This window comes from Allorhizobium ampelinum S4, from assembly GCF_000016285.1.
GTDB lineage: Bacteria > Pseudomonadota > Alphaproteobacteria > Rhizobiales > Rhizobiaceae > Allorhizobium > Allorhizobium ampelinum.
In genome coordinates this window covers 731,074-752,883 of sequence record NC_011988.1, presented here as the reverse complement: position 1 = coordinate 752,883, position 21,810 = coordinate 731,074, and the positions used below count along the sequence as shown (strand labels likewise).

Below are 21,810 nucleotides of genomic sequence, written 5' to 3'. Positions count from 1 at the left end.
TTCATTTTCTGAAACAGATCTCGTCAAATCTATTGGCTTGATGACGAATGACAGGTTGGAAAATTCAGAAGAAAATTTTCGGAAATTAAATTTCGCGATACATGTGAATTCGCGAAGCGCTCATTCGTCCTGCTGGGAGTGGCACTATTTTATCGCGGGCATGATCCATGTCCGTGCAGGTTTGGCCACGATGCAAACGGAGACATAGATATGGACGCCTCTCTCGCAACCGTGCAAGCAAACACCGGCACGCCTTGCTCCAGCCTGCGCTTTCCAGCAGGCGGCTTCCGCAGTTATTCCTTCAACAATTTACAATCTTTGATTGTAATCGCGCATGATGATACTTTGCGGATCGAGCAGAGCGGTTCCGTCATTGCCGGAGGCCATATCGTCTGGTCAGATACGCCCCGGCTGATCGTTGAAACACTCTCCATAGAGGCGGTCGTTTCCCAGCAAGTCAGCAGTTTCTCCACACTCGGTGCCATGCTGGAGGCGATCCTGACCTGCCACCCGGAGATCCATACGCTTGCCGTGGACCTGCCGGACAGCGTGGATGGCACACCCTTTGCCGCTTCCGGCATGCTGCTCCCCACAGAGGGCGGCTGGATCGCAAAAGCCCAGGGCTTTTTTCAGCAATCGGCGCTCTGGCTCGGCCAAGTACCGCCTGCCTATCCCGACATTCCGGTGATGACCAATGGCACCTTGCATCCCATGCGACCGCCAAAGCCGGTTGGGCCGGTCTATAGCCGCTTCATCCCCTGGCTGGACAAGGTTCTCGGTTTTCACGTCGCCTCACCAGAAGCGGATCTGCCGCATTTCCACCGTTGGATGAACGATCCGCGCGTGGCCGCGATCTGGGAAGACAACGGCACGCTTTCCCAACATCGCAACTTTATCGAAAACCGGCTTGCCGACCCCCGCACCTTGCCGCTGATCGGCACGTTCGACGGCGTGCCTTTCGGCTATTTTGAGCTGTACTGGGCCAAGGAAGACCGGCTCGGCCCGCATTACGATGCTGACAGCCATGATCGCGGCTGGCATGTGGCAATCGGCGAGGATACATTTCGCGGCAAACCCTATGTCAGCGCCTGGCTGCCCTCGCTGATGCACTACATGTTCCTCGCCGACCCGCGCACGCGCCGCATCGTCGGCGAGCCCATCCACCATCATCACCAGCAGATCCGCAATCTCGACCGTTCCGGCTTCGCCAAGATCAAGCATGTCCAATTTCCGCATAAAAAGGCTTTGCTGGTCATGCTGTTGCGCGAACGGTTCTTTGCCGACCAGCTGCTTTCACCCGACCTGACCGGTCTGGTCGATGAGGATGGCCTTAACATTCCTGGTTCCTTGGCGCGAGGCAGCCTTTAATGACGTCGTCAACGACGAAAATGGCAGCCGATCTCAACGATCCGCGCATCAAGCGGCTGGTGATGACGGTTGCCCTGCCCGCCGTGGCAGGGCTGACAGCCAGCGCCGCCCACCACGCCGTCAACGCCATGTTCATCGGCGCATTGGGGCCGCAGGCGCTGGCAGGCGTCAGCCTCGTGCTGCCGCTGTTCCTGCTGGTTAGCGCCGCAACGGAAGGCTTGGGCATAGGCCTTGCCACGCTTCTGGCGCGCTCACTCGGTCAGGGCGATGTGAAGGCCGCATCCTCGGTTGCGGTGACGGCCCTGGTTGCTGCCGTGCCGATGGGCATCGTGCTGTCCACGCTCATTTATCTCGCCTTGCCAGCGTTCGTGCAGGCGGTGGGCGGTGAAGGTGATCTTCTCGCCTCGGGCCTGATCTATGGACGGTTGATCGCCTTTGGCGTGACGCTCGGCATGTTGCAGGCGATCTGTGATTTTATTGCCATTGCCGAGGGCAATTCACGCTTCTCGATGACGGTGTTGATTGCCAGCTTTGCCCTCAACATCGCGCTTGATCCGGTGTTCATTTTCCTGCTCGATTTTCGGGAAGCGGGCGCGGCGATTGCCACCATGGTATCGACCGTTGCTGCGCTCCTAGCCTATGCGGTTTATTTCTACCGTAGGAAGGGCAATGTCAGAATTGATCTGAGCCTGATCCGCTGGCGCCTGCTGAAACCGATCTCCAGCATTGGCATCCCAGCCTGCGCCACCAGCATCGTCACCGGCCTTGGCTTCATGGTGTTGTTGCGCCAGGCAAGCCAAAGCGGCGGTGAAGCCGGCGTTGCCGCCATTGCCATTGCCATCCGGCTGATTGCCTTCGGGCAATTGCCGGTCTTCGGCTTCTGCCTTGGCGCGCAAAGCGTCGTCAGCCATGCCGTGGGGCTGGGTGATGACCAGCGCATCAAGGCTGCTATTCGCTTCATGCTGATGATCACCATTCCCGTTGCTCTCTGCTATTCCACGCTCTTGCTGGTCGCAGCAGGTCCCATCGCCCGGCTGTTCACGCAAAGCCCTGAGGTTGCCGAGCAAACCGCTGCCTGTCTTCGTCTGCTGTTTCCGGTCTTTCCGCTGGCGGCCTTCCAATCGGTGCTCCTGGTCATGCTGCAATCACGCGGACGGGCTGGCCTGTCGGCCCTCGTCGGGCTGGCACCGAATGGTTACATGCTGATCCCGCTTCTTTTGCTTTTGCCCGCCTGGCTCGGCTTTACCGGCGTTGCGATTGCGCCTGCCACTGCTGCGGTGCTGACCGCCGCTCTCGGCATTGTCGTCGCCCGCCGCGAATGGGCGACCATCCTCCCTTCCAACCTTCCTTCCAGCGACGGCCCACTCCCCGGCCTGTCCGCACTCCATCCAGAGACAAGAGGTTTATCATGAACGAGACACCCAGATTCGACCCTGCCGCGAAAACCATTCCGGTTCCGCCTCCTGCCGGTTTTACCGGTCACGACCCCTTCGATGCCGCCGTGCCGCCGATCTATCAGACATCGCTGTTTCTGTTCGACAGCTATGCCGAGTTGGAAGATGTGTTTGCCGGGCGCTCCCACAAGCCAATCTATTCACGTGGCGATAATCCAACCGTCCAGATCCTCGAGCACCGGATCGCCGAAATGGAAGGCGCGGAGGCCGCGCGGGCGTTTTCCAGCGGCATGGGCGCGATTGCCGCGACCATTCTCGCCTTCGTCAATTCAGGCGACCGGATTGTCACGGTCCGGCATGTCTATAGCGATGCGTTCCGGTTTTTCGAAAAAGTGCTGAAGCGCTTCGGCGTTCTCGTCGATTATATCGATGGCACGGATACCGAAAGCCTGATTGCCGCCCTGCCGGGCGCAAAAATTGCCTATCTCGAAAGCCCGACCTCGATGGTGTTCGAGCTTCAGGATCTGGTCGCGGTTGGCGCTGCGGCGCGCCGTCATGGCGTCTTGACCATTGTCGATAATTCCTGGGCAACACCGCTCTATCAGAAACCAATTGCCGCAGGCATCGATCTTGTCATCCATGCCGCTTCGAAATATCTGGGCGGCCAAAGCGATACCGTCGCCGGTCTCGTCACCGGATCGAAGGAACACATCGCCCGGATCAACGGCGAAATCTTTCCCTATACCGGCGCCAAGCTTTCACCTTTCGAGGCCTGGCTGGTATTGCGCAATCTGGAAACACTCCCTTTCCGCATGCGCCATCACCATGAGGCAGGTCTCGAAGTCGCACACTGGCTGAAAGCCAGCCAAGCCGTAGGACGGGTCATGCACCCGGTCTTCAGCGACCATCCAGGCCGCACCACATTGACAGGCTTTGGCGGATTGTTTTCCTTCGAAGTCACCGATGACATCGATGTCGCGACTTTTGTCGATGCCTTGCAACTGGTTCGGATCGGGGTCAGCTGGGGTGGGCCGGAAAGCCTTGTCGTTCCCGCCAAGGCGGCACTCAGCATTTCGCCGGAAACCAATGTCTTTGCCCGTTTCGGCGTCAGTGATCGAACCATCCGCCTCAATGTCGGACTGCATGAGGCAAAGGCGATCATTGCCGATCTGGATCAGGCGCTCGCGCAAGCCGCACGGTAAAAGCCGCCTCCCCTTGCTCGCTTAATTGATTGAAACTGCCAAATGACCGGCGGCGCGCCTGTAGCGCTTCGCCGGTATTTTTGCCATATGTCACGCGCGCGCCATCGTTTGCCTGCCTTTATCCCAAGGCCCCCCAATGTCGCGCTCAAATGTGCCGCCCGATTTTCGAACCCGGATCGATCCATACACCATGACACGCCTTTCAAACGACACACTCACCACGCTTGCGCAAACCTATGGAACGCCGGTCTGGGTCTATGACGCAGACACGATCCGCGCCCGTATCGCACAATTGTCGTCCTTCGACGTCATTCGCTTTGCCCAAAAAGCCTGTTCAAATACCCATATCCTGCGGCAGATGCGTGAGGCCGGGGTGGTCGTCGATGCGGTGACGCTGGGTGAAATCGAGCGGGCCAGAAGAGCGGGTTATGTCACCGGCCAGGCCTCCGGTGTTGCCGAGATCGTCTTTACCGCCGATGTGTTTGATCGCAGCACATTGGACCGGGTGGTCGCTGACAAAATCGAGGTCAATGCCGGCTCCATCGATATGCTGCACCAACTTGGCGCACGCTCTCCGGGGCATCGGGTCTGGCTGCGCATCAATCCCGGTTTCGGCCACGGCCATAGCAACAAGACCAATACCGGCGGCGAAAACAGCAAGCATGGCATCTGGTTTGAGCAATTGCAGGAGGCTCTGGCAGCCGTGCGGCGCTACTCGCTGACGCTAGTCGGCCTGCACATGCATATCGGCTCCGGCGTCGATTACCGGCATCTGCAACGGGTTTGCGGGGCGATGGTAACATTCTGCTGCGAGCTTGGTGCCGATATCGAGGCGATTTCGGCGGGCGGCGGCCTCTCCATCCCCTATAAGGATGGTGAGGAAGAAATCGATACCGTCCATTATTTCGCGCTTTGGGATAGCGCCCGCAAACAGATCGAGGAATATCTGCGCCACAAGATCCGGCTCGAAATCGAGCCGGGCCGGTTTCTGACGGCGGATTCGGGCGTTCTGCTGGCCGAGGTCCGCGCCACCAAAACCATGGGCAGCAATCATTTCATCCTTGTCGATGCCGGATTCAGCGATTTGGCCCGCCCGGCGATGTATGGCAGCTATCACGGCATCTCCGTCTTGCCCGCCCCGAATAATAGCGCACCGCATAGCGACGTGCCGGTGCCGACAGTGGTGGCAGGACCGCTTTGCGAATCCGGCGATGTCTTCACCCAGGGCGAATTCGGGACGATTGAAAAGCGCGACCTGCCGCAAGCGCAACCGGGCGACTACATGGTATTTCACGACACCGGCGCCTATGGCGCCTCCATGTCGTCAAACTATAATAGCAGGCTGTACGCACCGGAAGTCCTGATCGAGGGGGACAACCACCGGCTGATTCGCAGGCGCCAGACGCTGGATGACCTGCTGGCGCTTGAAACAACGGCATAAGCCAAAGACCCAACGAGAGCCGGGACGGCAAACTCTGCCGACGACAACGCAGAATATGCTCAAGGCGGCCAAATGCCTGAGCATATTCGCAGGCCGAATGCCGCAAGGCCGTCGCCAGAATGGGCGGCAGGCATTTATGGCGACCTCTGACAGAGCCGCGCGTTTTATAAACCGCACACAGGATGCTGTAATACGTTATATTTCCTGGATGATTTTGCATCGCAACACGCGAATTTACCCCTAAAAACGCCCAGAGTCACAGCAGGACTCGTGCCACAACAGACCACAAACACGAAATTTGCGCGCGCAAAACTGACCTGATCTGGGGCAGTCGCCAATCGTAAACGCACCATACGGGCGTGGCAGGCGTCAATGTTCAGATTTTGTTTCCATTGAAATTGACCCGTTTCAATTTCAAATTGACATTGACCCCCTGCTTGTAAATGCTACACTGCAACATGACGCATAATACAACACATTTTCAAGCGCTACCAATAGTTACATTTATTTTCCAATATTAAAACAGCATTTTCTGAATTTTATATTTGCGGGCATTCCAATCCTCCCAATTTCCGGCCCCGAATGCCCGGCCTCAAAAATTTCACGAAGTGACGATTTGGAGTTTTATTTCATGCATGACATCAAACATAAGACCGTAGATCCTCTCGATCGCTTTATTATGCGCCTCAATGCCGCCGTCTCCGCCGCTGAGATGAAAGCCGTCATGGAATCCAGTATAAAATCACTGGGTTACAAGTATTTTTCCTATCACATTCTTCAAACCCCTGTGCTGAATGCTACGAATGAAACCCGCCATACATTCGGCATCAACAACTATCCAGAGGAATGGGTGGAGCGATACGCATCGGAGCGGTATGTCTATTGCGATCCCATCGTCGGGATTTCTCTCTCTCGCAAGACACCGTTTCGTTGGAGCGATGCCATTGATAGCGACAAGCTGACGGAAGAAGAGCGTTGCGTTATCGAAGATGCTGCAAAACGTGGCATTGTCAACGGGCTGACCGTGCCTCTCATGTCCCGCCATGGCGAACTGGCAATCATGACTGTAATCCCCGACGAAAAATTCCAGGACAGCCTGCCGGAAGCTCATCTTATTCACATTATCTCGCAATTCTTTCATTCCTGTGCGCTGCCAGTTGTCATGGAAGAGCACCTGATCGGCAGCTATCGCCGCCGCCGGTCATTCCTGTCGGCACGGGAAAAGGAAACCGTGATCTGGGTGTCCAAGGGCAAGTCGTCATGGGAAATTGCCAAAATCCTCGGCATTTCCGAAAAATCGGTCGAATTTTACATGGAGTCGGTCAAGCGCAAGCTGGAAGCCGTCAACCGTACCCAGGCCGTTGTCAAAGCAATCATGCTTGGATTGATCCAGACCGACCGTTTTCAGTCGGGCGACGGACGCAAAGCCACAATGGCCATGCCCAGCCGAGCCTGACGTCATCGTCGCTGACTAAAATCCTCTTAGGCTTGATAGGGGGAGTGGGGCTGAACGACTGACGTGTTGCAGTGCCAAGTCGCTAGCATTGGCACATTGCAATTCGAAAGTTGCATCGCAGAAAATGCATGGGGCATTGAGTGACTTGCCCAATAGCCGCTTTAGAATGTGTCCAATGTCGGGTGCCAATGTCAGGCATCACTATCTGGTGAATGAGTAAACCATGCAGATCGTCATATTCACGATTGGCACCGAAGGCGATGTGCGGCCGCTGGTTGCTCTTGGCGTTGGGTTGAAGCAGGCCGGTCACAAGGTCAGAATTGCCACCGATCCGCAATGTGCCGATCTCGTCACCCATCACGGCTTGGAATTCGCCCCCTTGCGTGGCGATTTCCTTGACTGGATGCGCAATGATCGGACGACGCTGTCCAACGGTCTTTCACCGCTTGCTATTGCCAAGGCGGCGCGGCGAAGGTTGAAAACCATGGCCGCCAGTTGGCCTGCCCAAGGCCTTAGAGCAACAGAGGGTGCCGATCTGCTGATTGGCAACGGTATGGTCTTTCATCTTGCCGCAGCGCTCGGCGAATATCTGGGCCTTCCTGTCGCGGAAACGCAATTGGTCCCCACCCTGCCCTCGCGGCAACCGCCGCTTCTGCCGCTGCCGGGTTGGGCGAGGAGCTTGCCGGGACCAATCAATGTGGCACTTGGCCATGCCACGCAAATGCTGATTTGGCATATTTTGCGCCCCGCTTATAATGAGGTCGTGCGCCCGGCCCTGCGGTTGGCGCCTTATCCCTGGCGTGGTCCCTATACCTATAAGCCTCGTTCGCATCTGCGCCTGTTTGCCTATAGCCCGACGCTTGTCGAGCCGCCTGCCTCGCTCCCCTCCAATGTCCGAGTCACCGGCCCCTGGCAGTTGCAGGAAAGTTCGACATGGGCCGCACCGGACGATCTGACGCGTTTTCTAAAAGGTGGGCCTCCGCCCGTCTATGTCGGCTTCGGCAGCATGGTTGGGCCGGATGGAGGCCGCTTCACTGATATCGTGTTGCAAGCGGTACGCAAGACTGGCAAACGCATCGTGCTTGCCAGTGGTTGGGGCGGTCTCAACGGCGCGGACAGTGAAGCTGGTGGAAATATCTTCCAGATTGACCGGGCGCCGCATGATTGGCTGTTTCCCAAAATGGCGCTGGCGGTTCACCACGGAGGCGCTGGCACCACCACTGCTGCGGCACGTGCTGGCATTGCCTCAGTGGTTGTACCATTCTTTGGGGATCAGCCATTCTGGGGCAGCCGCCTTGAAAAACTCGGCGTTGCGCCGCCAGCGCTGGACCGCGCTGCCTTGACCGCCGATGCTCTAGCCTCGGCAATCATCTCTGCCGACTGCGACGACATGCGCCATCATGCGACAGCGCTTGGTCAACGCATGCGGGCAGAAGACGGGATCGCTGTGGCCATTTCTGCAATCGAAAGCCTTGGCGTGAAAAGCAAATGGTCGGTCTGACCTTTGCTAGATAGATCCTGTCAGGCAGCCCCCTTGCGGTTCAGGGAAATGGCATAGAGACTGGTTGTTGCGGTTATGAACAATCGATGCTTGCCACGCCCGCCGAAGCAGAGATTGGAGACCGTTTCCGGCACCAGGATCTTGCCCATCAAATGACCGTCCGGGGCGATGCAGTGGACGCCATCGGCAGCCGAGGACCAGAGATTGCCGTCAGAGTCGAGCCGCATGCCGTCGGCACAGCCCTTGGCGATGACATGAAACACGTTGCCGCCGGTCAGCTTCCATCCATCACCGACATCGAACACGCGGATATGCTGCGGATCGCTGCTATGCATACGGCCAGTATCGGCCACGTAAAGCCGTTTTTCATCCGGGCTGAAGACCAGTCCGTTCGGACCGTTGAAATCGGTTAACACGGCAGAAATCACCCCGGATGGATCGACACGGTAGACATTGCAGGGCAATTCCTGCTCGCTTTTCGTGCCTTCGTAATCAGTGGCGATGCCGTAATGCGGGTCACTGAACCAGATCGCCCCATCGGAAGCCACAATCACATCATTGGGCGAATTGAGACGCTTGCCCTCAAAGCTATCTGCAATCACCGTAATCGTGCCGTCATATTCAGTGCGGGTCACACGCCGTGTACCGTGCTCACAACTCACCAAGCGCCCTTGCCTGTCTCGGGTATGGCCATTGGCAAAATTGGAGGGCGCACGAAAGGTGGTAAGGCTGCCATCCGGCATCCAGCGCAGAATACGATTGTTGGGGATGTCGGAAAACAGCAGGCAGTCCAGATCGCCAAACCAGACAGGTCCTTCCACCCAATCAAAGCCGGTTGCCAATTGCTTGACCGGGGCATTGCCCATCACAAACCGGCCAAAGGCGGGATCGGATATCTCAAAGAACGACATGACGGAGCGCCTCCCAACACTTGATAGTCTGGACTTGGTATTCGGGTTCGAAAAATCAAACTGACGGTGCTGGGTGAGACACCTATTCCTACTCGCCAAGCTGGACCGGTTCGAATATGGTATCGATAACATGACCGGTAGAAACTGCCAAGGGAGAGCATGCCATGAGCTTTACGATACCCTCAAGCGCCTTGACCGACGAAGGCGTCGCAGCACTTTTGCGCGCAGCAATCGATGCCGCGACCGCGATGGGTCAGCCGCAATGCATTATCATTGTCGATCACAGCGGCGTAGAACTGGCGTCGTTTCGGATGCGCGGTTCGCGCTACCTCTCCTTAAAAAGCGCGAGGGCCAAGGCGCGGACGGCAGCCTCGCTTGCCGCTCCCAGCCACAGCGTTCCCGACCACGCCAAGCTGTTGCTGGCTGCAGCAACCCAAGGCGAAGCGACGGGGCTGAAGGGTGGCCTGCCCATTAAGGTCAACGGCATGTTGCTCGGTGGGATCGGCGTCGGCTCCGGCTCGGGCGAACAGGACGAAGACGTGGCGCGCGCGGCCCTTGCCGCCATTGGGGCGGAGCTGTCATGACCCGGATCGCCTTTCTCGGCACCGGATTGATGGGGGAGCCGATGGCCCGTCATCTGGCTGCGGATTTCGAGGTCGTGGTCTGGAATCGCTCCCCACAAAAGGCGCAGGCCTTGTCCGATGTGGCCCGCGTTGCCGCCAGCCCGGCAGACGCAGCCAGGGGTGCGGATGTGGTGATTTCCATGCTGCTCGATGGTCCGGCCACCCGCGCCACACTGGAAGACAGCGGCGCAATGGCTGCGGCAGGCGAAGGCGCGCTGATCATCGACATGGGATCGGTGGAGCCGGCCTGCGACCGCGATCTCGCGTCTTTGGCCCGGCAAATGGGCAAACGATTCCTCGATGCCCCCGTCTCCGGCGGTGTGGCTGGGGCCAAGGCAAAGTCGCTGTCGATTTTCGTCGGCGGCGCGCCGGAGGATTTCGCAGCCGCCGTGCCGATTCTCGAAAAACTTGGCCGTCCAACACTGATGGGGCCGGTCGGCACCGGCCAGACGGCGAAACTTGCCAATCAGTTGATCGTCGCCGTCACCATCGGCGCGGTCGCTGAAGCCTTTCGGCTGGCACAATCGGCAGGATGCGATCCGGCAACGCTGCGCGACGCTTTACGGGGTGGCTTTGCCGATAGCCGGATTCTGGACCTGCATGGTGAGCGGATGGTGACCGGCAACTTCACGCCGGGTGGACGATCCGCTGCGCAGTTGAAAGACTTAAATAATGCGCTTTCGGTCGCCGCCGAACACGATTTGACGCTGCCGCTATCGGAAACGGTGCGGGCGGGCTTCACCGACCTGGTGCAGAACAAAGGCGGCGCAGATCTCGACCACTCGGCCTATTATCTCTGGCTGCAACAGATTCAGCCCGTAAAGGATTGAAGTATCGCCGCCATACTCCCCGTCTCTACCGGGAGTATGGCGGCAACTGATTATTCGACGTCGAATTTCACGCCCTGGGCCAAGGGCAGCGAGCGTCCGAAATTCACCGTGTTGGTGGCGCGGCGCATATAGGCTTTCCAGGCATCCGAGCCGGATTCGCGCCCGCCACCGGTTTCCTTCTCGCCCCCGAAAGCGCCGCCGATTTCCGCACCGGATGGGCCGATATTGACATTGGCAATGCCGCAATCGGAGCCGCGATCCGATAGAAACGCCTCGGCTTCGCGCAGGTCATTGGTGAAGATCGACGAGGACAGGCCCTGCGGCACATCGTTATTCAGCGCCAAAGCGGCATCAAAATCGCTGTAGCGGATCACATAAAGGATCGGTGCGAAGGTTTCATCCTTCACCGGCCCGGTCTGGGAGGGCATTTCCACCAGGGCGGGGCGCACATAATAGGCGGAGGCAGCCTCTTCTTCCCGCACGCGCATGCCGCCATGCACCACGCCGCCAGCGGCCTTTGCCGCAGTCAGCGCCGTTTGCATCGCCTCATAAGCACGGCCATCGATCAACGGTCCAACCAGCGTGCCGGTCTCCAGCGGATTGCCGATGGTGACGGAGCCATAGGCCTTGATCAGCCGGGGAACCAGCGTGTCGTAAACGCTGTCATGCACAAACAGGCGGCGAAGCGTTGTGCAGCGTTGACCAGCCGTGCCCATGGCGGCAAAGGCAACGCCGCGCAGGGTCAGATCGAGATCGGCGGTCGGGCCGACGATGGCGGCGTTATTGCCACCCAGTTCCAGGATTGACCGGGCAAAGCGGGCCGCCAAACGCGGACCGACCGCTCGGCCCATGGCTGTCGAACCGGTGGCCGAAACCAATGGCACTTTCGGATGATCCACCAGCACTTCGCCAATGGCGCGCTCACCGATCAGCACGGTTGAAAGCCCGTCCGGCGCGCTGCCGCCAGCCGCCACATAACGACGAACGGCTTTCTCGAAAATCGCCTGAGTAGCAAGGGCGGTAATCGGCGTCTTTTCCGATGGCTTCCAGACCGTCGAATTGCCGCAAACCAGCGCCAGCGCCGCATTCCAGCACCAGACCGCGACCGGAAAATTGAAGGCCGAGATAATGCCGGTGACGCCGAGGGGATGCCAGGTTTCCATCATCCGGTGTTCGCCGCGTTCGGTGGCGATGGTCAGGCCGTAAAGCTGGCGCGACAGACCGACCGCGAAATCGCAGATGTCGATCATTTCCTGCACTTCGCCCAGCCCCTCAGAGGTGACCTTACCAACCTCGATGGACACGAGGCGACCGAGATCGTCCTTATGGGCGCGCAATTCCTCGCCCAGCAAGCGCACCAATTCGCCGCGCTTGGGGGCTGGCACCATGCGCCACGCTAAGAAAGCGGCATGTGCATTGTCGATGGCCTTGCTTGCCTCATCGCTGGACACCGTTGCAAGCGTGGCAAGCGTGCTGCCATCGACAGGCGATGTGACCGTCAGCGAACCGCCCGACAAAGTCCCGGCGGAAATACCGAGATTTGTAAGAATGCGCGATACATCGGCAGGCAGGTTGAGTTTCGACATCGATATGATCTTTCCTTGAAACGTCGTTTGTATGTGAATGATGTTGAGTGGCGACCGGATCAGAACCGGCTATCCGCCAGATGAGCGATTTGCGCGCCCGCTTCGTAGTAGATTTCCTTGACCGTGCGCAACGCAATGGTTTCCGGCTCGGATAGCGGCAAGGGCAGATCCGCCTCGCCGATCTCGCCCAGAACCAATTGCGCCAATGTCCGCCCGAAAGACGTGCCGGGCGCAATCCCACGGCCATTATAGCCGCTAAAGCCGACAACCCGCTTGGCAAAGTGGTGAAAGCGCGGCACGGCATCGCGTGTCATGCCGATCTTGCCATACCATTCGGTCTCGAACTCCACATCGCCCAATTGCGGAAACAGCCGCTTCAGGCTGCGCTTGGCCCAGGCGCGATGCACCGCAGCCCCGCCATGGCGTAGTGCGCCGACACTTCCAAACACCAGCCGACCGGCCTGGTCCATGCGGAAGGACGACAGGATTTCCCGTGTATCCCAGCAGCCTTCGCGGTTCGCCAACAAGGAGCGGCGCAAATTTTCTCCAAGCGGTACGGTGGCGAAATTGAAATAGGGAAGATGCATCTGCTCTTCCCGCACGCTTTTCCAGGGACCGGTGGAATAAGCATCGGTGGAAACGATGATCCAGCGGCAGGAGACATGGCCGGAGGCGGTCTTGACCACCCAGTTCTCGCCTTCTCGCTCAGTTTCCACCACCGGGCTGCCGGTGAAAATCCGCACACCGGCGCGAATGGCGGCAGCAGCAAGCCCCCGCGCATAGGCAAGCGGTTGCAGCGTTCCGGCCCGGGGATCAAACAATGAACCGGCATAGGCAGTGCTTCCGACGCGAAATGCCGTTTCCTCGGCAGACAGAAGCTCCACCGGCGCACCGCGCGCCACCCATTGCCGGTGACGGTTCTGCAATTCCTCCAACCCGGCGTTACCCACGGCCAGATGCAGCGTGCCATTGGTTTCCAACTCGCAGGCGATACCGTGTTTTTCGATTGTCTCGCGCACCAAGAGCGGCGCTTCGCCCAATTGCTTCAGCGCCCGCTCTCCATGCACAGGGCCAAGCACCTTCGGCACGTCGTCCGGCATCACCCACATGCCGCCGTTGATCAGCCCGACATTACGGCCCGCGCCGCCAAAGCCGATCTCGACCGCTTCCAGCAACACAACGGAAACCCCGGCCTCGGCCAGATGCAAGGCAGCGGACAGCCCAGTATAGCCGCCACCGACCACGACGACATCGGCAATCAGGTGGTCGGTGAGCACCGATGTGGGTGGCGGCGATGGCGCGGTTCGCTCCCATAGCCCGTGCGATCTTGGATTCCCCTGCATGACAGTTCCCTTATATCGCAACCGAACCGGAAGCCGGGCAAAACGGCAGCAATTATTCTGCCAAAACACTAGCAAGTGCTGAACCAGTCCGCCAGTGCGCAATTATCGATGTTTCTGCAAGAGTTCTTTCCCAAATGGAATGACCTCAGGCAAAAGACCGCCTATAGAAGACGATCTCATATTCTCATCTGATCTGGTGATACCCGGAGCCTCCATGCAAAGTCCCCGCCGTTTCCTGCCATCCCTGCATCTTCTTTCGGCTTTTGAGGCCGCGGCCCGCACCGGCAGCGTCACGGCGGCAGCGCGGGAATTGAGCCTGACGCAAAGCGCGGTCAGCCGGCAGATCAAGGCGCTGGAGGAACAGCTCGGCGTCGAGTTGTTTCACCGTGAACGCCAGACGATCCGGCTGACGGCAGGCGGCAATATCTATGCCCGCGAAATCCGCGATGCGCTGCGGATTATCAGCACCGCATCGCTAACGCTGAAGGCCAATCCGTTCGGAGGGACGCTCAATCTCGCCATCCTGCCCACCTTCGGCACTCGATGGCTGGCCCCGCGCCTGCCGGGATTTCTCAGCCGCCACCCCGGCATCACCATCAATCTCGTCACCAAGCTTTCCTATTTCGATTTCCGGCTGGAACCGGTCGATGCTGCCATTCACTTCGGTCTGGCCGATTGGCAGGGCGCGGAAATGTCGCTGCTGCGCTCTGAAACCGTCATTCCCGCCTGTAGCCCTGAGTTGCGCGACACCTACCGGTTTCAGACACCGCTGGATCTGCGCCAGGCCCCTCTTCTTCATCTCACCACCCGCCCCGATGCCTGGGAACGCTGGCTTGCCAGCAATGACGTGCAATCCGACCAGGTGCGCGGCATGTTGTTCGACCAGTTTGCGACAGCCGCTCAAGCCGCGATGGCAGGACTTGGCGTCGCGCTGCTGCCTGAATTCCTGATCGAAGAGGAAATGGCCTCCGGTCGCCTGGTCAAGGCCATCGACCGGCCGATGCAAAGCACGGAGGCCTATTATCTCGTCTGGCCGAATGAACGTGGTTCACACCCACCTTTGCAGGCGTTTCGAGACTGGATATTGGAAGAAACCGCGGCCGACAGACGCTAGTGGAATGAATTTGACATTTGATACCCCCTTGCCGCACCCTCGAGGATCAAATGTCAAATTCTTAAATTCCACTAGAAACAGAGACCTGCTCGTGGTCCTGAAAATTCCGACATTTGCTCTCGAGGGTGCTGCAAACGGAGGCAAATGTCGGAATCGGACCACTAACCTACCGAATAATGAGAAAAACGGCCTTGCAATTTCTGCAACTTCAATTCTATGTTATAACTGTTCTCAGGGCGGGGTGAAATTCCCCACCGGCGGTATCGGGCTTGCCCGGAGCCCGCGAGCGCTTTCAGGGCAACCTGGGAGGTCAGCAGATCCGGTGCGATGCCGGAGCCGACGGTATAGTCCGGATGGAAGAGAGCATGCAGGAAATACCCCAGCGGAGATCCGTCTCCCGAACGGGTGTGCCCTGCTGTTCGCCCAAGGGAAAATTTGCCGCCTCCGTGCGGTGTTCCAGCCAACTCTGTTTGGCTGACCCTTGAAAGGCAGAGACATGACTATCGCAGCAAGACTTGAACCAAACCGTATTGCCGTCATCCGCGCCCGCTGGCATGCCGGGATCGTTGATCAATGCGTAAACGCCTTCGTCGCCGAATGGCAGGCGCTTGGCGGCACCGCCGCCGAGATCGACATTGTCGATGTGCCGGGCGCCTTGGAAATCCCTCTTCATGCCCAGACGCTTGCCAAAACCGGACAATACCGCGCCATCCTCGGCTGTGCGCTGGTGGTGGATGGTGGCATTTACCGCCATGATTTCGTGGCCGCCACCGTCTTGGACGGCATGATGCGCGTGCAGCTCGATACCGAGGTGCCGGTGCTTTCGGCCGTACTGACACCCCACAATTTCCAGGAAAGCGAGGCGCATATCGCCTTCTTCAGGGAGCATTTCGTCATCAAGGGCAAGGAGGCCGCCACGGCCTGCAAGGCCATTTTGGCAGCGCGCGCAGACGTGCTGGTATCGGCACTGTAAAATAGCAGCGCCCAAAGCTTTTGGCTTTGGGCGCTCACCTATCTTGTTTTTACAGATTGCCAAGCAGGTCATTCACCCGGCTTTGGGCATCCTTCAAGGCCGCGTCGACATCCTTCTGACCGGTCACCGCAGCGCTCATTTCTTCGCCGATAATGTCCTGGATCGGGAACTGGCGCTGCACTTGCGACGGCAGTGGCCGCCCAAGCTGGGCAATATCAGACACCGTGTCGCGGTGCGGCAGGGCCTTGAAGGCATCAGAGTTCAGCACAGCCTGCACGGATGGCAGGTGGCCGGTGCGCGACCAATCGAAATCATTGTCGACGAAGAATTTCAGGAACCGCGCCACGGCCTTGGTCTGTTCGGGCGTCCGGTCCTTGACGGAAACAGCCCAGGTATGACCATCGGCAAACTGCGCGTGATCGCCGGAAAACAATTGCGGATAGGGATAGACGGCATAACCGCCCTTGTTCAGCGCCGTGCCCGGTTTGGCAGCCGAGGCATTATAATCGCCAATCATCCAGGTGCCGTTCAGATGAACACCGCCGGCACCGGCCAGAAAGGCAGTGATCGAGGCGCCGTAATCCATGTCCTTGGTGGTATAGCCCTTGGCAAAGATGGTTCGGTACATCTCCACCACCCGCTTGGCCTCAGGCGTGTCGAGCTTGATATGGGTTGGATCGGCGAAGAAATCAGAGTTTTGCTGGAACAGGTAGGTATAGAGATTGCGCATGTAGAGCGCCGTCTCATTGGCAAGATTCTGCACGAAATAAGGCTTGCCGGTCTTCTGCTTGAACTGTTCGGCCTGGGCCAGAAGCTCTTCCGGGGATTTCGGCAGGATCGGTGTGCCATCGGCATTGACGAGACCCGCCTGCTTAAACAGATCCATATTGATATGGTAGAGCATGGTCCAGCTGTCGATCGGCAATCCATAGAACTTGCCGTCCTTGGTCGCGCCCTGCCGCGCCGCCTCGGTAAAGGTTTCAGGCTTGATGCCTTGGGTGGCCAAAAGCTCGTCCAGCGGCATGATAAGGTTTTTGGACTGATAATCCGACAAGGCCGATTCATGGATCGTGACGATGTCAGGCGGATCGTTGGAGGCAAATTGCGCGTTGAGCTGGTCATAGCCCGGCCATTCCACAGTCGCCACCGACACATGGATGTCGGGATTATCGGCGTTGAACTTGTTGATCAGCGAGGTCATGATCCCACATTCGCCGACCGATTTGCTGACGTCTGTATTGCTGCCATATTCGGCATCGCAGGCGCCGAAGAACCTTTGGACGTTCAGTTCCACAGGCTCCGCCGCGAAGGCGGCATGGCCCATCATCAGTGCCACCACCGGAATGGTGGTGCGCATCAGTTTCATGATCCTCGATTTGATTGGCGTCGCTTTCATGGTCTCTCCTCCCACGTGTTTCTTGTAATGTCAGGGCAAACGCTACCGAACGGCTGCCCCCGACACCGCCGTGACGATATATTTTTGGAAAAACAGATAGATGATAAGGATAGGCGCTCCAGCAAACACCGCCTGCGCCATCAGGAAGCCCAGGCCTTCGGACTGGCCGAAATTGGTCTGGGTCGAGGCAAGCCCCACTGTCAGCGTATACATGTCCTTTCTGGATGCCGAAATCAGCGGCCAGAAATAGTCGTTCCAGGACGCCAGAAACGTGAAAATGCCAAGCGTCGCCTGGGCGGGCAGCGTCAGAGGCAAAAGCACTTTCCAGAAGATCCGGAACCGGCTGGCATTGTCCAGAAGGGCCGCCTCATCCAGATCGCGCGGGATGGCCCGGAAATATTGCGTCATCAAAAAGACGCCGAAAGCGCTGGATAGGCCGGGCAGCACAAGGCCCGGATAGGTATTGTGCAGGCTCAACATGCTGAAAATCTGGTGCCGGGCAACCAGAACCGCCTGCTCCGGCACCGCGAGCCCGAACAGAACGATCACGAACAGCACGTCTCGGCCCGGAAAATTCAGCCGGGCAAAGCCGTAACCAGCCAGCGACGACAGGATCAGCGTGCCGATGGTCAGGCTGATCGAAACGATCAGGCTGTTGAGGATCCAGCGAAACACCGAGGACGTTTGCAGGATATTGATATAATTGCCAATGATATAAGGTGGATGAAACACCGAATTGGGGTCGGCCATCAGCACACTGTTTTCCTTCAGCGACAATCCGATCACCCAGAGAATGGGCAAAAGCATCACGAGAGATAACAGCACGACCAGCCCAAGGACGATCCGGTCGCCAAGCTTGCTGTGAGAAGAGGAAAAGCCGCTCATGCCGCGTCTCCTTTACGTCTGGTGATCAGATATTGCGCCATGGCGGCGAGCAGGATCAGGATGAAAAGGATTTCGGAGGCTGCGGCCCCGAGACCAAGATCCCAGCGGCGGAAGGTGACTTCATAGATATAGAGAACGATGGGGCGGGTCGCATTGTTCGGCCCTCCCCGCGTCATCAACAGCGCCTGGCCAAACAGCTGGAATTGCAAGACAATCTGAATGATGATCACCAGGAGGAATGTCCGCTTGATGGATGGCAGGGTAATGGCCGTCAGTGTCCGCCAGCGGCTGGCATTATCAAGCGCCGCCGCCTCATAGATATCGCCGGGGATTTGCTGCAAAGCCGACAGAAACAGCATCATCGGCAGGCCAAGGCACCACCAGACGGTGGCAATGGCAATCGCAATCATCGCCAGATCGGGATCGGAGAGGGCGGCGGGCGCTGTTGCGCCAAACCAGCCGAAAATGGTGGCCAGCAAGCCGACCTGCGGAATGAACACAATCCGCCAGACCAGCGTGACGATGGTGACGGACAGAACCGAAGAAGCAAAGAACAGGGTTCGCAGAACCGCCGCCGTCCGCGTCTGCCGGTTGAGCGCCAGCGCCAGAAATAGCCCGAGCACCGCCAGCGTCGGCACCGTCAATGCCACGAAATAGAAGGTATTCCAGATCGACTGGATGAAAACGGTATCGCGAAACAGCCGTAGATAATTATCAAAGCCGACGAACCGCCCGCTCGAAAACATATCGGCCTTATGGAAACTCAGCCAAATGCCCCAGATCAGCGGAAAAACCAGAAGCGTGGCGAAAAATGTCAGGTAAGGCGCCACGAATAACGCATGGCTCCAGCGCGGAGCATGGATGCTCATCGACGCAGGGGCTGAACGGCGGCGCAGGCTCACATCCGGCAGGCCCATACCTGGCGGAACAGAAGAGCGGTCAGCCATCAGAGAGCGCCTCCGCATGCCGGGCGGTTCCATCCGCATCGAACAGATGGGCTTTTTCACCGTCAAAACCAAGGCCAATGCGATCGCCGATTTTCAGGCGCGTCTGACCCGCCGTTGCGGCCACCACACTTTGGCCATCCGCCAATCGTGTATAGATCAGTGTCCGATCACCCAGACGCTCCAGCACATCGATAGTGCCATCAACGTCGCCGCCCTCAGGAGGCGTGACGTGAACCGCCTCGGCGCGAATACCGAGCGTCACCGCCGACACCGCATTGGCCGGATCGATATGGGTTTCGATACGCAGGCTCTGACCGCAGGTGGCCACCATGCCGGATTTGCCGGGAGAAAAACCCGTAACATCGAGAAAATTCATCGCCGGCGACCCGACGAAACCCGCCACGAAGCGGGTAGCCGGGCGCTCATAGATCTGCATCGGCGTGCCAATCTGCTCGATGCGACGATTGTTCATCACCACGATCCTGTCGGCCAGCGTCATCGCTTCGGTCTGATCATGGGTGACGAAAATCATCGTCGAGCGCAGCCGTTGATGCAATTGCGCTAACTCGATCCGGGTGCGAGTGCGCAGCGCGGCATCCAGATTGGAGAGCGGCTCATCAAACAGGAAGGCTTTGGGCTCCTTTACCACCGCCCGGCCGATCGCCACGCGCTGGCGCTGGCCGCCGGAAAGCTGCCCCGGCTTGCGCTCCAGCAGATGATCGATTTCCAGCATCCGCGCGGCTTCGGCAATGCGCGCATCAATGACCGATCGGGAAACCTGAATATTCTCAAGCCCGAAGGCCATGTTCTGGCGCACGGTCATATGCGGATAGAGCGCATAGGATTGAAATACCATAGCCACGTCACGCTGACCAGGCGGCAGTCCGTCAATCCGCTCGCCATTGATGCGGATTTCACCGTCATCGACGCTTTCAAGCCCGGCGATCATCCGCAGCAAAGTCGATTTTCCGCAGCCGGACGGACCGAGGAAGACCACGAATTCATGGGCCGGAATGGACAGCGACAAGCCATCCAGCACGGTCATAGCACCGTAGGTCTTGCTGACATTGCTGATTTCGATCTGTGCCGTCATCGCTATCCTCCTCCCAGGTTTAGCAAGGTCAGGAATTATCCATGCCCCTAGGAGACATCCCGAACCTTCACCCGGATCATCTGGTAGGACAGCGCCGGAAACGACGTCGTCAGGCTTGTGCCGTCGATAACCAGCCCCTCGCCGGGGCGTGGCGCAACCTCCGTCATCCGCTCCTGCGTATTGACCGCCTTCAAATCGGCATGGGTCATCACCTGATAATCGGCGATAGATGGCGCGGTGCCAAACCCCTGCAAATCGAATGTGGTCTCGATGGCCGCCTCTGAACGATTGACGACGAAGAAAGCAATCGAGCCATCCGCCGTGTCATGCACGGCGGCAATGTCGAGACTGTCGACCTCACCGACGGCAGACGCCGTATAGGTCGGGCTTTTCACCCTGAGATCCAGCGCCGTGCCACGGCCATGCACCGAGGCGAACAGGAACGGATAGAAAATCGTCTGCCGCCAGGCTGGACCGCCCGGCGCCGTCATGATTGGCGCGATCACATTGACCAATTGCGCCAGGCAGGCGATGCGCACCACGTTGGAACGGCGGATGAAAGTGTTGATAATCAGCCCGACCTGCAACACATCCTCGAAATTATAGATGTCTTCCAACAATGGCGGCGCGAAGGGCCAACCGTCATTGCCCTGGAGGATTGCCTTGTCCTGTTCGTTGGAATGATACCAGACATTCCATTCATCAAAGGAAATATAGACATTCTTGGAAGAGCGTTTCTTGGCCTTGATGAAATCAATCACGCCCGATACCGAGACGATATAATCATCCAGCTTCTTGTTCTGGGCGAGATAATTGGGCGTATCGCCTGCCTTGTTGTCAAAATACATATGCAGGGAAATATAATCGACCTCATTATAGGTATGGTCGAGAACGGTCGCTTCCCATTGCGGATAGCTCGGCATCTTGGCATTGGACGAACCGCAGACCACCAGTTCCAGCGATTTATCGAAGGTCCGCATGGCCTTCGCTGTCTCGTGGGCAAGCCGGCCATATTCATCCGCGGATTTGTGGCCGATCTGCCAAGGGCCGTCCATTTCATTGCCCAGGCACCAGAGCTTCACATCGAAAGGCTGGGGCCTGCCATTGCTGATGCGCAGATCGCTCCAATAGCTGCCGCCGGAATGATTGGCATATTCCAGAAAATTGCGCGCCTCATCCAGCCCGCGCGACCCGAGATTGACGGCCAGCATCATCTCCGTGCCGACAGAGGTGCACCAATCGGCAAACTCGTGAAGGCCAACCTCATTGCTCTCGGAGGTATGCCAGGCGAGATCAAGCCGAACCGGGCGCTGATTTTTGGGGCCAATGCCGTCTTCCCAATTATAGGCCGAAACGAAATTGCCGCCGGGATAACGGACAATCGGCACGTTCAACTCCCGCACCAGATCGATGACATCGCGGCGCATGCCGTTTTCATCGGCGCTTGGGTGATCGGGTTCATAAATACCGGTGTAAACCGCCCGGCCCAGATGCTCTATGAAGGAGCCGTAGAGCCGTGGATCAATCTCCGCAATGCTGAAATCGGCATGCGCCAGAACGGTCGCCTTCATGTCATCCTCCCTATATATATCCAATACAATGATTTAAACCATCTTATCGGATATAAAATAGCGATTTTGACAAAGCGTCAAGCTGAAAAACGACCTAAAAGACATGGAAATCAATGCTGCAACACAGCAAAATCGCAATGACAACAATATGACAACGGCATGACGGTCGGTATTCG

General features: G+C 58.1%; 18 protein-coding genes and 1 riboswitch. Of the genes, 10 read left to right on the top strand and 8 right to left on the bottom strand.

Annotated features, from left to right (window positions below):
• Positions 1-318 precede the first annotated feature (318 nt).
• The 6 genes from AVI_RS20465 (at position 319) to AVI_RS20440 (ending at position 8,362) form a co-directional block, all read left to right on the top strand.
• Entirely contained in the window at positions 319-1,368 is a 1,050-nt protein-coding gene (locus AVI_RS20465) for a GNAT family N-acetyltransferase (RefSeq protein WP_012654046.1), read from the top strand.
• Positions 1,368-2,780 (top strand): MATE family efflux transporter, encoded by a 1,413-nt coding sequence (locus AVI_RS20460; RefSeq protein WP_012654045.1) that lies wholly within the window; start codon positions 1,368-1,370, stop codon positions 2,778-2,780. Before AVI_RS20465 ends, AVI_RS20460 begins: the two co-directional genes overlap by 1 nt.
• The gene (locus tag AVI_RS20455) at positions 2,777-3,964 is read left to right on the top strand and encodes a PLP-dependent transferase (protein ID WP_012654044.1); all 1,188 of its coding nucleotides are present in this window, start codon (positions 2,777-2,779) and stop codon (positions 3,962-3,964) included. Before AVI_RS20460 ends, AVI_RS20455 begins: the two co-directional genes overlap by 4 nt.
• Positions 3,965-4,100: 136 nt before the next feature.
• Positions 4,101-5,405 carry a diaminopimelate decarboxylase gene (gene lysA / locus AVI_RS20450; protein ID WP_234895224.1) on the top strand — a complete coding sequence of 435 codons (1,305 nt, stop codon included), beginning with the start codon at positions 4,101-4,103 and terminating at the stop codon, positions 5,403-5,405.
• 631 nt (positions 5,406-6,036) lie between these two features.
• Positions 6,037-6,861, top strand: coding sequence for a helix-turn-helix transcriptional regulator (locus AVI_RS20445; protein ID WP_041698563.1), 825 nt, complete (start codon positions 6,037-6,039; stop codon positions 6,859-6,861).
• A gap of 223 nt (positions 6,862-7,084) precedes the next feature.
• Positions 7,085-8,362 (top strand): glycosyltransferase, encoded by a 1,278-nt coding sequence (locus AVI_RS20440; RefSeq protein WP_012654041.1) that lies wholly within the window; start codon positions 7,085-7,087, stop codon positions 8,360-8,362.
• A 20-nt stretch (positions 8,363-8,382) separates the two neighbouring features.
• Here the strand turns inward: AVI_RS20440 and AVI_RS20435 are convergent, their stop codons facing one another.
• Positions 8,383-9,273 carry an SMP-30/gluconolactonase/LRE family protein gene (locus AVI_RS20435; protein WP_012654040.1) on the bottom strand — a complete coding sequence of 297 codons (891 nt, stop codon included), beginning with the start codon at positions 9,271-9,273 and terminating at the stop codon, positions 8,383-8,385.
• A 164-nt stretch (positions 9,274-9,437) separates the two neighbouring features.
• On the opposite strand from AVI_RS20435, the gene AVI_RS20430 reads away from it, so the two are divergent.
• A complete protein-coding gene (locus AVI_RS20430; protein WP_012654039.1) occupies positions 9,438-9,857 on the top strand; it encodes a GlcG/HbpS family heme-binding protein in 420 nt (139 codons plus the stop codon).
• Positions 9,854-10,726 carry an NAD(P)-dependent oxidoreductase gene (locus AVI_RS20425; RefSeq protein WP_012654038.1) on the top strand — a complete coding sequence of 291 codons (873 nt, stop codon included), beginning with the start codon at positions 9,854-9,856 and terminating at the stop codon, positions 10,724-10,726. Before AVI_RS20430 ends, AVI_RS20425 begins: the two co-directional genes overlap by 4 nt.
• 50 nt (positions 10,727-10,776) lie before the next feature.
• On the opposite strand, the gene amaB is transcribed toward AVI_RS20425, so the two are convergent.
• Together amaB and AVI_RS20415 are read right to left on the bottom strand one after the other, a co-directional pair.
• A complete protein-coding gene (amaB, locus tag AVI_RS20420; protein ID WP_012654037.1) occupies positions 10,777-12,312 on the bottom strand; it encodes an L-piperidine-6-carboxylate dehydrogenase in 1,536 nt (511 codons plus the stop codon).
• Between the two features lie 59 nt (positions 12,313-12,371).
• A complete protein-coding gene (locus tag AVI_RS20415; protein WP_012654036.1) occupies positions 12,372-13,655 on the bottom strand; it encodes an NAD(P)/FAD-dependent oxidoreductase in 1,284 nt (427 codons plus the stop codon).
• Between the two features lie 214 nt (positions 13,656-13,869).
• Between AVI_RS20415 and AVI_RS20410 the strand changes: the two genes are divergently transcribed.
• Entirely contained in the window at positions 13,870-14,769 is a 900-nt protein-coding gene (locus AVI_RS20410) for a LysR family transcriptional regulator (RefSeq protein WP_012654035.1), read from the top strand.
• Positions 14,770-14,992: 223 nt separating this feature from the next.
• A riboswitch (FMN riboswitch) is annotated at positions 14,993-15,138 on the top strand.
• A 127-nt stretch (positions 15,139-15,265) separates the two neighbouring features.
• Complete coding sequence (locus AVI_RS20405) at positions 15,266-15,742, top strand: 6,7-dimethyl-8-ribityllumazine synthase (RefSeq protein ID WP_012654033.1); 477 nt, start codon at positions 15,266-15,268, stop codon at positions 15,740-15,742.
• A 49-nt stretch (positions 15,743-15,791) separates the two neighbouring features.
• Here AVI_RS20405 and AVI_RS20400 read toward each other — a convergent pair whose 3' ends face one another.
• The 5 genes from AVI_RS20400 to arfA all read right to left on the bottom strand — a co-directional run bounded on the left by AVI_RS20400 (position 15,792) and on the right by arfA (position 21,634).
• Positions 15,792-17,108, bottom strand: coding sequence for an extracellular solute-binding protein (locus AVI_RS20400; protein ID WP_041698951.1), 1,317 nt, complete (start codon positions 17,106-17,108; stop codon positions 15,792-15,794).
• 72 nt (positions 17,109-17,180) lie between these two features.
• Positions 17,181-18,023, bottom strand: coding sequence for a carbohydrate ABC transporter permease (locus AVI_RS20395; RefSeq protein WP_012654031.1), 843 nt, complete (start codon positions 18,021-18,023; stop codon positions 17,181-17,183).
• Positions 18,020-18,940, bottom strand: a complete 921-nt coding sequence (locus AVI_RS20390; RefSeq protein WP_417883900.1) for a carbohydrate ABC transporter permease — start codon at positions 18,938-18,940, stop codon at positions 18,020-18,022. The genes AVI_RS20395 and AVI_RS20390 overlap by 4 nt, the downstream gene beginning before the upstream one ends.
• A gap of 22 nt (positions 18,941-18,962) precedes the next feature.
• On the bottom strand, positions 18,963-20,063 hold the full coding sequence (locus AVI_RS20385) for an ABC transporter ATP-binding protein (RefSeq protein WP_012654029.1): 1,101 nt from the start codon (positions 20,061-20,063) through the stop codon (positions 18,963-18,965).
• A 47-nt stretch (positions 20,064-20,110) separates the two neighbouring features.
• A complete protein-coding gene (arfA, locus tag AVI_RS20380; RefSeq protein ID WP_012654028.1) occupies positions 20,111-21,634 on the bottom strand; it encodes an arabinosylfuranosidase ArfA in 1,524 nt (507 codons plus the stop codon).
• Positions 21,635-21,810 lie beyond the last annotated feature (176 nt).